The sequence below is a fragment of the Streptomyces sp. NPDC002671 genome (assembly GCF_053592475.1).
Map to the genome: position 1 here is coordinate 96902 of NZ_JBSFVU010000023.1, position 12507 is coordinate 109408.

Below are 12507 nucleotides of genomic sequence, written 5' to 3' on the forward strand. Positions count from 1 at the left end.
CCCAGCATCGAGCCGGTCACCCGGAGGGCGCCGCCGCGGTGCGGAACGGCGCCCTCTGCCTCACCCTGATCGCATGAGCCCCAAGACCAAGGAGGGCGCCGCAGCCGACGACAGCACGGCCGGGCCGCCGAGCCGGGCCCGCATACCCGTGCCGGCCCTCGCCCTCCTCGGCCTGGTCCTCGTGTTCCAGAACACCGGCCCCACCCGCATCCGGCTGATCGGCCCCGAGATCACCATGCCGCTGTGGACGGTCCTGCTCGCCACCGGCCTCATCGGCGCCGTGTGCGGGGCGTACGCCGTGAAGCGGCGCGGCCGGTGACCCGCCGGTGGCGCGTACGATGATCGGATGACGCACGCCGCATCCGGCTACCTCGCCGAGGGCCCCCGCGTGGGCATCCGCCCCTTCGCCCGCGAGGACAGTGCCGAGTTCACCGCCAGGGCCCGCGAGAGCCAGGACCTGCACCACCCCTGGCTGTTCCCGCCGGAGACCGAGGAGGCCTACGCCACCTACGCCGACGGGCTGATCGACAACCCTGCCAGGGCCGGATTCCTGGTGTGCGAGAAGGACGGCGGGGCCATCGCCGGCTTCATCAACATCAACAACATCGTCCGGGGCGGCTTCCAGTGCGGCGCCCTCGGCTACGGCGCCTTCGCCCACGCGGCCGGCCGGGGCCTGATGCGCGAGGCCCTCGACCTGGTCATCGGGTACGCGTTCGGACCCCTCGGACTGCACCGGCTGGAGATCAACGCCCAGCCCGGCAACACCGCTTCCCTCGCCCTCGCCCGCGGCGCCGGCTTCCGCCGGGAAGGCTTCTCGCCCGCCATGATCTACATCGGCGGGGCGTGGCGGGACCACGAACGCTGGGCGATCACGGCCGAGATGCGCGCCTGAAAACCTACGCGATGCGCGCCTGAACACCGCCGGGCTGCGCGCCTGAACGCACCCGGCCGGAGCCCGGCTTCCGCGGCTTTTGCGTAATCCTGACCGGCAGCTCCCCTGGCCGACCCGCGCCCCGGCGGGTTCCATGGTCACCGTGACGAGGATCCGACGCGAGGTACTGACGCTGCCCGCCGCCGAGTTGGGACCGGACAACCCGCTGCCCCCGCTCCGGCTGCTCGACGAGGTTCACCGCATCGACGACCGCGACCGTGACGCGATGCCCCGGTCCATGGCCCGCCAGCTCGACTACGAGCCGCTGCGCAGCCTGCTGCCGGTGCCCCTCCGCGACGGATACGGAAGAACCCGCACCCCACGCCCCCTCGACGCCCTGGTGATCGAGAACGACCGGCTGCGTGCCACCGTCCTGCCCGGCCTCGGCGGCCGTGTCGCCTCCCTCGTCCACCTGCCCACCGGACGCGAACTCCTCTACCGCAACCCGGTGTTCCAGCCCGCCAACTTCGCCCTCAACGGCGCCTGGTACTCCGGCGGCATCGAATGGAACATCGGCGCCACCGGCCACACCACCCTGTCCTGCGCCCCCCTGCACGCCGCCCGCGTCCCCGCCCCCGACGGATGGGGGCACCGCCCACGCCGTTCAGGCAGTGGGGGAGCCATGCTGCGCCTGTGGGAGTGGGAACGGCTGCGCGACCTGCCCTTCCAGGTCGACCTGTGGCTCCCGGACGGCTCCGACTTCCTCTACGTCGGCGTCCGCGTCCGCAACCCGCACGAGCGCCCGGTGCCCGCCTACTGGTGGTCCAACACCGCCGTACCCGAGGACCGGCGGATCCTCGCCCCCGCCGACGAGGCCTGGTTCCCCCACTGCCTCAAGGGCGTGGGAGGTACCCCCATCGGCTACCAACGCCGCCTGCGCCGCGTCCCTGTCCCCGCCCACGACGGCATCGACCGCACCCACCCCCTCAACAGCCCTTACGCAGCCGACTACTTCTACGAACTGCCCGACGGCCGCCGCCCCTGGATCGCCGCCGTCGACGCCGACGGGCACGGGCTCGTACAGACCTCCACCGACGCACTGCACGGCCGGAAGCTGTTCGTGTGGGGCAGCGGACCCGGCGGACGGCGCTGGCAGGAGTGGCTGACCGAGCCCGGCACCGGCGGCTACTGCGAGATCCAGGCAGGACTCGCCCGCACCCAGCTGGAACACGTCCGCCTCGACGCGGAGAGCGAGGTCTCCTGGCTGGAGGCGTACGGCCCCCTCGACACTCCCCTCGACGCACCCGGCGACGACGGCCGGCGGCCCTGGCCCCAGCTCGTCCGGGCGGCGGAGGAACGCCTGGAGTCCCTCCTGCCCCGCGCCCGCGTCGAGGCGGCGTACCGGGCGTGGCAGCCGCACGCCGACACCGAACCCGGCGAGATCCTGGCCACCGGCTCCGGCTGGGGCGCGCTCGAAGTGCTGCGCGCGGGCTGGAAGTTGCCCGGCACCCCGTTCCCCGAGACCACCCTCGGCGAGGCCCAGGCCCCCTGGCTGCAGCTGCTGCGCACCGGCTCCCTGCCGGAGCCCCGCCGGGTACTGCCCCCGGCTGCGACCCTGGTCGCCCCGCACTGGCGGGACATGCTGGAGACCGCACCCGCCACCCCGCACAGCGAATACCACCTCGGCATCGCCCAATGGCACGCCGGCGACCGCGCCCAGGCCGTCCGCAGCTGGGAGCGCGCTCTCCAACTGGCGCCCTCCCTCTGGCCGTTGCTGCGCTGCCTCGCCGTCGCCGACCAGGAATGCGGCCACCACGAGCGGGCCGCGGAACGGTACGCCGAGGCCTTCGACGACCTGTGCCGCGAGCGGCGCGACGACGGCGAGACCTGGACGGCCGCCCTGGCCGCGCTCGGCCGCGAAACCCTCGAAGCCCTCCTCGCGGCGCGGCGCACGGCCACCGCGCGGGCCGTATGGGAACGGCTCCTGCCCGCCGTGCGCAGCCGCGGCCGGTTCCGGCTGCTGGAGGCCGAACTGCTGCTCGCGGAGGGCCGGCCCACCGACGCCCGGGCCGTCTTCGACGCGGGCTTCGAGCTCGCGGACCTGAGGGAGGGCGCGGACGTGATCGGCCGGCTCTGGGCCCGCCTCACCGACGAGCCCCTGCCCGCCCACCACGATTTCCGGATGCGACCCGACACGCCCTGAGCGCGGGCCGTGGCGCCCCGAGCGGGGGCCGGCGCGCCGGTCGGCCCCCGTCAGTCCTGGTGGTCCACGTACTCGAACACCGACCCGTCCGGATGCACGGCGATCAGATTCCGGCCCACCGGCGTCGGCACCGGACCCGCGATGATCCGTGCGCCGAGCTCCGTGAGCACCCGGTGGGCCTCGTCCACGTCCTTCACCGCGATCGTCGCGGCCACCTTCCGCAGGATCTCCAGCTCCGCCTCCGGGCCGCTCATCAACAGGAAGGAGCCCACCGCGGCGACCTGGACACCACCACGCTCGAAGCGGAGCGCTCTGCCGCCCGCCAGACGCTCGTAGAACGGGATCGCGGCTTCGAGGTCTTCGACGCAGATGCGCAGCGAGGCGCCCAGAATCTCCATACACACGAGCCTAGTTGGGGCACCCGGTCCGGCGCATGCCCCCGTCGCCCCGTCCGGCGCACCGCCCGGCGGCCTCGGTGCGCTGTGCCCTGCCGCGGAACCGCGCCCTGCCCTGGGGCAGTGGCATCCGGGTGACCCGGCGGGCGTTTGGGTGCTCCGCACCCGGATACGCGGAAGACCTCGGAGGAGCCGCACAGCAAGATCCACGTCCCGCCGCCGAAGGAGACCCATGAACACCGCCGAACTCATCGAACTCGGCCAGCAGTTGCGCGTGGACAGCGTGCGCGCCGCCGCCGCGGCCGGCTCCGGGCACCCGACGTCCTCGATGTCCGCCGCCGACCTGATGGCCGTCCTGCTCGCCCACCATCTGCGCTACGACTTCCAACGCCCCGAGCACCCCGCCAACGACCGCTTCGTCCTCTCCAAGGGCCACGCCACACCGCTGCTGTACGCCGCCTACAAGGCGGCCGGCGCCATCGAGGACGGCGAACTGCTCACCTTCCGCAAGCTGGGCAGCCGCCTCGAAGGCCACCCCACGCCCCGCCGGCTGCCCTGGGTCGAGACGGCCACCGGCTCGCTCGGCCAGGGCCTGCCCGTCGCCGTCGGCATCGCCCTGGCCGGACAACGCCTGGACCGCAGCCACGCCCGCGTGTGGGTGCTGTGCGGGGACAGCGAACTGGCCGAGGGTTCGATGTGGGAGGCCGCCGAACACGCCGCCTACGAGCACCTGGACAACCTGACCGCGATCGTCGACGTCAACCGGCTCGGTCAGCGCGGCCCCACCCGGCACGGCCACGACCTGGACGCCTACGCCCGCCGCTTCCAGGCGTTCGGCTGGCACACCATCGAGGTCGACGGGCACGACGTCGACGCCGTCGACCAGGCCCTCGGCCAGGCGCGGTCCGTCACCGGGCAGCCCGCCGTGATCCTCGCCCGCACCCTCAAGGGCAAGGGCGTCGCCGCCGTCCAGGACCGCGAGGGCCTGCACGGCAAGCCGCTGCCCGAACCCGAGGAGGCCATCGCCGAACTCGGCGGCCCCCGCAACCTGCGCGTCAGCGTCAGCGAACCGCCTGCCGCCGCCGTGCTGCACGACACCACCATCGACGTCCTCCAACTCCCGCGCTACGAACGGGGCGAGGAGGTCGCCACCCGGGACGCCTTCGGCAAGGCCCTCGCAGCGCTCGGCACCGCACGCGGCGACGTCGTCGTCCTGGACGGGGAGGTCGGCGACTCCACCCGCACCGAGATCTTCGCCAAGGAACACCCCGAGCGCTTCTTCGAGTGCTACATCGCCGAACAGCAGCTCGTCGCCACCGCCGTCGGCATGGCCACCCGCGGCTGGCTGCCGTACGCCGCCACGTTCGCCGCGTTCCTCACCCGCGCCCACGATTTCGTCCGCATGGCCTCCATCAGCGGTTCCGGCATCAACCTGGTCGGCTCCCACGCGGGCGTCGCCATCGGCCAGGACGGGCCCTCGCAGATGGGCTTGGAGGACCTCGCCATGTTCCGCGCCGTCCACGGCTCGACCGTCCTCTACCCGTGCGACGCCAACCAGACCGCCAGGCTGGTCGCCGCCATGGCCGGCTGCGACGGCATCCGCTATCTGCGCACCTCGCGCGGCAAGACCCCCGTCCTCTACGGCCCCGAGGAGGAGTTCGAGGTGGGCGGCAGCAAGACGCTGCGCTCCAGCGCCGAGGACCGGCTGACCGTCGTCGCCGCCGGAGTGACCGTGCACGAGGCGCTGGCCGCCGCCGACCGGCTCGCCGAGGACGGCATCGCGGTACGGGTGATCGACCTGTACTCGGTCAAGCCCGTCGACGCGGACACCCTGCGCCGGGCTGCCGCCGAGACCGGCTGCCTCCTCACCGTCGAGGACCACCACCCGGAGGGCGGCCTCGCCGACGCCGTCGCGGAGGCGCTCGCGGACGGCCGGCCCATGCCCCGCCTGGCCCGGCTCGCGGTCCGTACCATGCCCGGCTCGGCAGCCCCCGACGAACAGCTGCACGCGGCCGGCATCGACGTCATCGCGATCGCCGCCGCCGCCCGGCAGCTGGTCCAGGAGCCGGTCGCGGACACGGCGGCGGCCGGCTCGACCTGACGTACGCCGCCCGTGGCATCACCCTGTAGGGAGGGAAGAACCTGGCAGGGCGTCGACGGGTGGGAGCCCGGCCCGGAGGGAGGCCCGATGACCCCACGGACCGGACTGCGCTACGTGTACGCCGTGTGCCGCCCGTTCGAAGCGGCACTCCAGTGCCAGCTGTGCGGAGTGGGCGGCGCCCCGCCCGCCCTGCTCAGACATCGCGACCTGGTCGCGGTGGTCAGCATCGTCCCGGAGACGGACTTCTCCGAGGCGCGGCTGCGCGCCCACCTGGCGGACCCGGACTGGCGGACGCAGACCGGCCGCGCCCACGAGCGCGTGATCGACGCGCTCGCCACGGTCACCACCCCGCTGCCGCTCCGGCTCGCCACCGTCCTGCGCGACGACAGCGCCGTACGCACCATGCTGGAGGCCCGCGAGACCGACTTCCTGCGCATCCTGGAGCGGCTGCACGGCCGGGTGGAGTGGGGCGTACAGGTGTACCTGGAATCCCGGGAATCCGCGGAACCCCCTGTATCCCGGGAGGACGACGCCGAGCGGGTCGCGCGCGACGTGCACGGGAGCCTCTCCCGGCACGCCGAGGCCTTCCGCTTGTACGCCCCGCACAGCCCCGCGCTTCCCGGAGCGCCGGGCCGGAACGTGCTGAACGCCTCCTACCTCGTGCCGCGCGCGGACTCCGAGGAATTCGTGGAACTGGTCGACCGTACGAAGGGCGAGCGCACCGGAATGCGGGTGGAACTGGCCGGCCCCCGGGCGCCGTACTCGTTCACGGGCGAAAGTGCCTGATCAGGCCTCCTTACGGCACAGAATCTCCCCGTTCAGGACCGTGAACCAGCCGTCCTCACGCCGGCCCCACTCCCGCCATGCCTCCGCCACGGCCTCCAGCTCCCCGGTGGTCGCGTGGCCACCCTGCGTGGCCTGCTCGGCGTAGGCCGAGGCCAGGGTGCGGTCCGCCCACATCCCGCTCCACCAGGCCCGCTCCTCCGGCGCGGCGAACGTCCATGTGCCGGAGGTGGCGGTGATGTCCGTGAGCCCCGCCGCCAGCGCCCAGGACTTCAGCCGGCGCCCGGCGTCCGGCTCGCCGCCGTTCGCGCGGGCGACCCGCTCGTACAGGTCCAGCCAGTCGTCCAGGCCCGGCAGCTCCGGATACCAGGTCATCGCCGCGTAGTCCGCGTCACGTACGGCGATGAACCCGCCCGGCTTCGTCACCCGGTGCATCTCGCGCAGCGCCCGCACCGGGTCCCCCACGTGCTGGAGCACCTGGTGGGCGTGGACCACGCAGAACGTGTCGTCCGGGTAGTCCAGGGCATGGACGTCGGCGACCGCGAAGCCGACGTTGGCCAGACCGCGGGCGGCGGCGGTGGACCGGGCCTGCTCCAGGATGCCCGGCGCCCGGTCGACACCGGTGACATGGCCGTCCGGGACCAGTTCCGCCAGGTCCGCCGTGATGGTGCCCGGACCGCAGCCGATGTCCAGGATCTTCATGTGGGGCTTGAGCGAACCGAGCAGATAGGCCGCGGAGTTGGCGGCGGTCCGCCAGGTGTGCGAACGCAGCACCGACTCGTGGTGCCCGTGCGTGTAGACGGCGCTCTCCCGCGCTTCCGGCATGACTGTGCCCCCTTGTCGTCCTTCTCGTCGTACCGGCCACGGGGTCCTGCGAGCCCGTCCCGGCGTACCGATCACGGTACCCGTGCATGCCGAATGATGAGACCCGTGTTTTGACATATGGACTGATGCAACGTCAGGCCGGCATCGCGGCCAAGGCGTCCGGTTACGCTGAAGTGCCCGCCGCTCAAGGAGACCTCCGGATGCGTCTGCTCCTCGTCCGCCACGCTCAGACCCCCTCCAACGTGGACCAGCTGCTGGACACCGCCGTACCCGGCCCCGGACTCACCCCCCTCGGCCAGGCACAGGCCGCCGCGCTGCCCGAGGCCCTCGCCGACGAGGACATCGAGGCCCTCTACGTCTCCACCCTGCTGCGCACCCAGCTCACCGCCGCCCCACTCGCCGCCGCCCGCGGCCTGGACATGATCGTCCGCGCCGGCATCCGCGAGCTGTCCGCCGGCGACCTGGAGATGCTGCCCGGCGACTCCCCGCTGGGCCGGACCTACCTGCGCACGGTGTTCGCCTGGGCCGCCGGCGACACCACGCTGCGCATCCCCGGCGGGGAGAGCGGCGAGGAGGCCCTGGCCCGGTACGACGCCGTGGTCGCCGAGGCCGCGGCGAGCGGCGCCCGGACCGTCGCCATGGTCAGCCACGGCGCCGCCATCCGCATGTGGACCGCCGCCCGCGCCGGCAACGTGGACGTGGCCTTCGCCGCCGCCCACTCCCTCGAGAACACCGGCGTCGTGATCCTGGAGGGCTCCCCGTCCGACGGCTGGAAGGCCCTGTCCTGGGCCGGCGCCACCGTGGAGCCCGCGGGGGAGGGCGGCCCGGCGGGCGAGCCCCTGGACGCCGACGCCATGGAATAGCGGCCCCGGGGCACCGCCGGACGGACCTGTGTGTGGCGCAGCGCATATGGGTTTGCCGCGGCCCGCGCCCGGACCGCAGAATGCCTCCTCATGGGACATCTCGAAGCCGCGCACCTGGAGTACCACCTGCCCGACGGGAGGGCCCTGCTCGGCGACGTGTCCTTCAGGGTCGGCGAAGGCGCGGCCGTCGCCCTGGTCGGCCCCAACGGCGCCGGCAAGACGACCCTGCTCCGGCTGATCTCCGGCGAGCTGAAACCGCACGGCGGCACCGTCACCGTCAGCGGCGGCCTCGGCGTGATGCGCCAGTTCGTCGGCTCCGTACGCGACGAGACGACCGTCCGCGACCTGCTCGTCTCCGTCGCCCCGCCCGGCATCCGCGAGGCCGCCCGGACCGTCGACGCCGCCGAGCACGCCATCATGACCGTCGACGACGAGGCCGCCCAGCTCCGCTACGCGCAGGCCCTCGCCGACTGGGCCGAAGTACGCGGCTACGAGGCCGAGACCCTCTGGGACATGTGCACGACGGCCGCGCTCGGCATGCCGTACGAGCGCGCCCAGTGGCGGCAGGTGCGCACCCTCTCCGGCGGCGAGCAGAAGCGCCTCGTCCTGGAGGCCCTGCTGCGCGGCACCGACGAGGTCCTGCTGCTGGACGAGCCCGACAACTACCTCGACGTGCCCGGCAAGCGATGGCTGGAGGAGCAGCTCAGGGAGACCCGCAAGACGGTCCTGTTCGTCTCCCACGACCGCGAACTCCTCTCCCGCTCCGCCGAGAAGATCGTCTCCGTCGAACCGGGACCGGCCGGCGCCGACGCCTGGGTGCACGGCGGCGGCTTCGCCACCTACCACGAGGCCCGCCGCGAACGTTTCGCCCGCTTCGAGGAGTTGCGCCGCCGCTGGGACGAGAAGCACGCCCAGCTGAAGAAGCTCGTCCTGAACCTCCGTCAGGCCGCCGCCGTCAGCCACGAGATGGCCTCCCGGTACGCCGCCGCCCAGACGCGTCTGCGCAAGTTCGAGGAGGCCGGCCCGCCGCCCGAGCCGCCGCGCGAACAGGACATCACCATGCGCCTGAAGGGCGGCCGTACCGGCGTAAGGGCCGTCACCTGCAAGGGACTTGAGCTGACCGGCCTGATGCAGCCCTTCGACCTGGAGGTCTTCTACGGCGAACGGGTCGCCGTCCTCGGCTCCAACGGCTCCGGCAAGTCGCACTTCCTGCGGCTGCTCGCAGGGGAGGACGTGGCGCACACCGGCGAGTGGAAGCTCGGCGCCCGGGTCGTGCCCGGCCACTTCGCGCAGACCCACGCCCACCCCGAACTCCAGGGGCGCACCCTCCTCGACATCCTGTGGAAGGAGCACTCCCAGGACCGCGGTGCGGCCATGTCCCGGCTGCGCCGCTACGAACTGACCGCACAGGCGGAACAGTCCTTCGACCGGCTCTCCGGCGGCCAGCAGGCCCGCTTCCAGATCCTGCTGCTGGAACTGGCCGGTGCCACCGCCCTGCTGCTGGACGAGCCCACCGACAACCTCGACCTGGAGTCCGCCGAGGCCCTCCAGGAAGGCCTGGAAGCCTTCGAGGGCACGGTCCTCGCAGTCACCCACGACCGCTGGTTCGCCCGCTCCTTCGACCGCTTCCTGGTCTTCGGCAGCGACGGCCGCGTCCGCGAGACCCCCGAACCGGTCTGGGACGAACGCAGGGTCGAGCGGGCTCGATAGACCTGCCGGGGTCACGGGCGTCGGCCCGCTGTGGCCAGGGGTTTCGGGCGAGGGGTGGCTGCGCAGGCCCGGGGCCCCGGATGTTCGTACAGTGGAGTGGATGCAGGAACGCGAGCTGCACGGCTCCCTCCCGGGAACCGCTCGGGGGCTGTGCACGCCGGGCGGGCACCCGGACCGGACGACCGACACGACGAGCGGGGCACCACCATGACCGGAGTCGACCCCAGCAAGCTGGACGACCAGCAGCTCATGAAGGAGCTGGAGACCATCCACCGCACGCGTCACGACACCCTCCTGTACGGCTCGAACGACGCCCTGCGGACCCACAACGAGCGCATGGCGCAGCTGGAGGGCGAGTACCTGCGCCGCAACCCGCGCCGCACGGTCAGCGCGGGCCGCACCCGCGAGGGCGCCCGCGAACGCAGCTGCGGCGAGTCGGCGACTCCGGACCTGTCCGGCAGCTGAGGCGGCCCCTACTCCGGCTCCGGCAGGTCCATCGAGGCGAGCCTGGCCGGGTCGGTCTCGATCGCGATGCCGGTGATCCGCCCGTCGGCCACGGTGAACGCCATGACCGAGAGCAGCGTGCCGTCCACACGCCAAGACACCAGCCCGGGAAGCCCGTTGACGAGCACCGAACGCCCCCGCGCGGCTGCGGCGGCGGACAGCCGCGCGCCCGCGGCGACCTCGGTGGCGCCGAGAGTGACGACCACACCGCCCGGGGTGTCGACGGTCAGCCGTACCCCCGGATCCAGCACCCGCAGCAACCCCTCGAAGTCGCCGCCGCGAGCCGCCGCCAGGAACGCCCGGACCACCTCCCGCTGCTCCGGCCCGGCGGCGGCCGGCCGCTCGGTCGCCTGCACCTTCCTGCGGGCCCGGCTCGCGAGCATCTTGGTGGCGGCGGTGGACTTGCCGAGGATCTGGCCGATCTCGGCGAACGGCACCGCGAACAGGTCGTGCAGCACGAACGCCAGCCGCTCGCTCGGCCCCAGCGACTCGAGGACGACAAGGAGCGCGAGCCCGACCGAGTCGGCGAGCGCCACGTCCTCCTCCGGCGCGGGCGCGGACGCGTCGTCGAGCGTCACGACGAACTCGGGCAGCCGGTCGCCGTAGGACGCCTCGGGGCGGGCCTGGCGCGAACGCAGCACGTCGAGGCTGATCCGGCCGACCACCGTGGTCAGCCAGCCGGCCAGGTTGTGGATGCCTGCCGTGTCCTGGCGGGACAGCCGCAGCCAGGCCTCCTGCACCACGTCCTCGGCATCCGCGTGCGATCCGAGCATGCGGTGGGCGACCGCCCGCAGGCGATCGCGCTGGGCCTCGAACGCCTCGGCCACCGGGTCCGTCGGGCTGCTGTCGATCATGGGGTTACCTTCCTCGGATCCGCTCCGTCATGGGGGATGACGGGCCCGGACAGGCTCGGGTAACCGATGAAGGAGCAAGACCGATGGAAGCACGGATCAAGAGCCCGGCGAACCTCGACGTGATCACCGGAATCCAGCACCTCGACAAGGCGATCCACGGCAGCGGTGTCGACCCGCTCGTGCTCGAACTGGTCCACCTGCGGGCCAGCCAGATCAACGGTTGCAGCCCCTGCGTGTTCGGCGGGGTCGAGTCGGCGAAGAAGCACGGGGAAACCGAGCAGCGGCTGCACAACGTGGTCACCTGGCGTGAGACGCCCTTCTTCACCGAGCCGGAGCGGGCAGCGCTCGCGCTCACCGAGGCCGCCACCCGCATCCAGGACGGCGCGCCCGGCGTGACCGACGAGATCTGGAACCAGGCCGCCGCCCACTTCGACGAGAAGCAGCTGTCCGCGATCATCCTGAACATCGCCCTGACCAACTTCTACAACCGCATCAACCGCACGACCCGGGAGCAGGCCGGCAAGACCTGGTGAGCGGGTGGGATCCGGTGGGCGGGCCCGGGGCGGGGTCACCCGTCAGGCCGCTCGCGTCCCGCGAATGGGGCCCGGCCGCGCGCGCTCCGGCGCCCGACGGGCTGTGATGGCAACGAGGGCACGACCCCTCGCCCGCCGCCCCACCGCCGCCGTTCCGCCGAGGAGCCCGCCCCATGCGCAGCACCGCCCGCGCCCTGTCCGCCGCCGTCGTCGCCGGTGCCGCGCTCACCCTGGCCGGCCCCGCCGCGCAGGCCGCCCCTGCCCCCGCCCCCGGCCCCGTCATCACGTCCGGGGACGCGTCCACGTCCACGTCCTGCGGGGACGTCACCGGGGCCATACCGGACCCCCTCGACGCCCCCTCGCAGGGCCTCACGGGCGGCACCGGGAACACCGTGCGGCTGAGCCGGATCCCCGGCAGTGACGGCACGGCCGACGGCGCCTGCCCGGAGGCCCCCGGCACACCCGAGAAGCCGTCCGGCGACACCAACACCGCCCCCCGCACCGAGGACGGCACTCCGTGCGCCGCACCACAGCAGTGCGGCGGCGACGGTGGCATCGGGGGTAACGGCGGCATCGGGGGCACCGGCGGCACCGGCGGCGATGGGGGCAACGGTGGCGACGGACTCCAGCCCCCGCCCGGCGCGCAACATGGAGTGGAGGCCGGGGGAGGAGGCTCCGTCAACGACTCGGTACCGGCCCTGGTGGCCGGCGGCGCACTCATCGCCGCCGCCTGCGCGGGCGCCGTCCACCGGCTGTACGGCAGCAGACGTTCCGCAGACTGCTGACGCTGGGCGCCGACAGCCGACAGCCGACAGCCGACAGCCGACAGCCGACAGCCGACGGTCGACATACGACAGTCGACAAC

At 73.3% G+C, this 12507-nt stretch carries 13 protein-coding genes; 10 read left to right on the forward strand and 3 right to left on the reverse strand.

What is annotated here, in order from left to right:
* Positions 1-73 precede the first annotated feature (73 nt).
* The 3 genes from ACWD35_RS30935 to ACWD35_RS30945 all read left to right on the forward strand — a co-directional run bounded on the left by ACWD35_RS30935 (position 74) and on the right by ACWD35_RS30945 (position 3074).
* Positions 74-319: a LapA family protein gene (locus ACWD35_RS30935; protein WP_451354635.1), complete on the forward strand. Its 246-nt coding sequence runs from the start codon at positions 74-76 to the stop codon at positions 317-319.
* Between the two features lie 27 nt (positions 320-346).
* Complete coding sequence (locus tag ACWD35_RS30940; RefSeq protein WP_451354636.1) at positions 347-892, forward strand: GNAT family N-acetyltransferase; 546 nt, start codon at positions 347-349, stop codon at positions 890-892.
* A gap of 133 nt (positions 893-1025) precedes the next feature.
* Positions 1026-3074: a DUF5107 domain-containing protein gene (locus tag ACWD35_RS30945; RefSeq protein WP_451354637.1), complete on the forward strand. Its 2049-nt coding sequence runs from the start codon at positions 1026-1028 to the stop codon at positions 3072-3074.
* A gap of 50 nt (positions 3075-3124) precedes the next feature.
* Here the strand turns inward: ACWD35_RS30945 and ACWD35_RS30950 are convergent, their stop codons facing one another.
* Entirely contained in the window at positions 3125-3472 is a 348-nt protein-coding gene (locus ACWD35_RS30950; protein WP_451354638.1) for a VOC family protein, read from the reverse strand.
* Between the two features lie 229 nt (positions 3473-3701).
* On the opposite strand from ACWD35_RS30950, the gene ACWD35_RS30955 reads away from it, so the two are divergent.
* Complete coding sequence (locus ACWD35_RS30955) at positions 3702-5570, forward strand: transketolase (protein ID WP_451354639.1); 1869 nt, start codon at positions 3702-3704, stop codon at positions 5568-5570.
* 87 nt (positions 5571-5657) lie between these two features.
* Positions 5658-6356 (forward strand): GvpL/GvpF family gas vesicle protein, encoded by a 699-nt coding sequence (locus ACWD35_RS30960; protein WP_451354640.1) that lies wholly within the window; start codon positions 5658-5660, stop codon positions 6354-6356.
* Here the strand turns inward: ACWD35_RS30960 and ACWD35_RS30965 are convergent, their stop codons facing one another.
* Positions 6357-7178 (reverse strand): class I SAM-dependent methyltransferase, encoded by an 822-nt coding sequence (locus tag ACWD35_RS30965; RefSeq protein ID WP_451354641.1) that lies wholly within the window; start codon positions 7176-7178, stop codon positions 6357-6359. It abuts the gene before it with no gap.
* A gap of 200 nt (positions 7179-7378) precedes the next feature.
* On the opposite strand from ACWD35_RS30965, the gene ACWD35_RS30970 reads away from it, so the two are divergent.
* From ACWD35_RS30970 to ACWD35_RS30980, 3 genes are all read left to right on the forward strand, one after another.
* Positions 7379-8041 carry a histidine phosphatase family protein gene (locus ACWD35_RS30970; RefSeq protein WP_451354642.1) on the forward strand — a complete coding sequence of 221 codons (663 nt, stop codon included), beginning with the start codon at positions 7379-7381 and terminating at the stop codon, positions 8039-8041.
* 90 nt (positions 8042-8131) lie between these two features.
* Positions 8132-9751 carry an ABC-F family ATP-binding cassette domain-containing protein gene (locus tag ACWD35_RS30975; protein WP_451354643.1) on the forward strand — a complete coding sequence of 540 codons (1620 nt, stop codon included), beginning with the start codon at positions 8132-8134 and terminating at the stop codon, positions 9749-9751.
* 207 nt (positions 9752-9958) lie between these two features.
* Entirely contained in the window at positions 9959-10216 is a 258-nt protein-coding gene (locus ACWD35_RS30980) for a DUF6158 family protein (protein WP_451354644.1), read from the forward strand.
* 8 nt (positions 10217-10224) lie between these two features.
* Here the strand turns inward: ACWD35_RS30980 and ACWD35_RS30985 are convergent, their stop codons facing one another.
* Positions 10225-11109, reverse strand: coding sequence for a sigma-70 family RNA polymerase sigma factor (locus ACWD35_RS30985; protein ID WP_451354645.1), 885 nt, complete (start codon positions 11107-11109; stop codon positions 10225-10227).
* Positions 11110-11192: 83 nt separating this feature from the next.
* Between ACWD35_RS30985 and ACWD35_RS30990 the strand changes: the two genes are divergently transcribed.
* Positions 11193-11642, forward strand: coding sequence for a carboxymuconolactone decarboxylase family protein (locus ACWD35_RS30990; RefSeq protein WP_451354646.1), 450 nt, complete (start codon positions 11193-11195; stop codon positions 11640-11642).
* A 173-nt stretch (positions 11643-11815) separates the two neighbouring features.
* On the forward strand, positions 11816-12427 hold the full coding sequence (locus ACWD35_RS30995) for a hypothetical protein (RefSeq protein WP_451354647.1): 612 nt from the start codon (positions 11816-11818) through the stop codon (positions 12425-12427).
* Positions 12428-12507 lie beyond the last annotated feature (80 nt).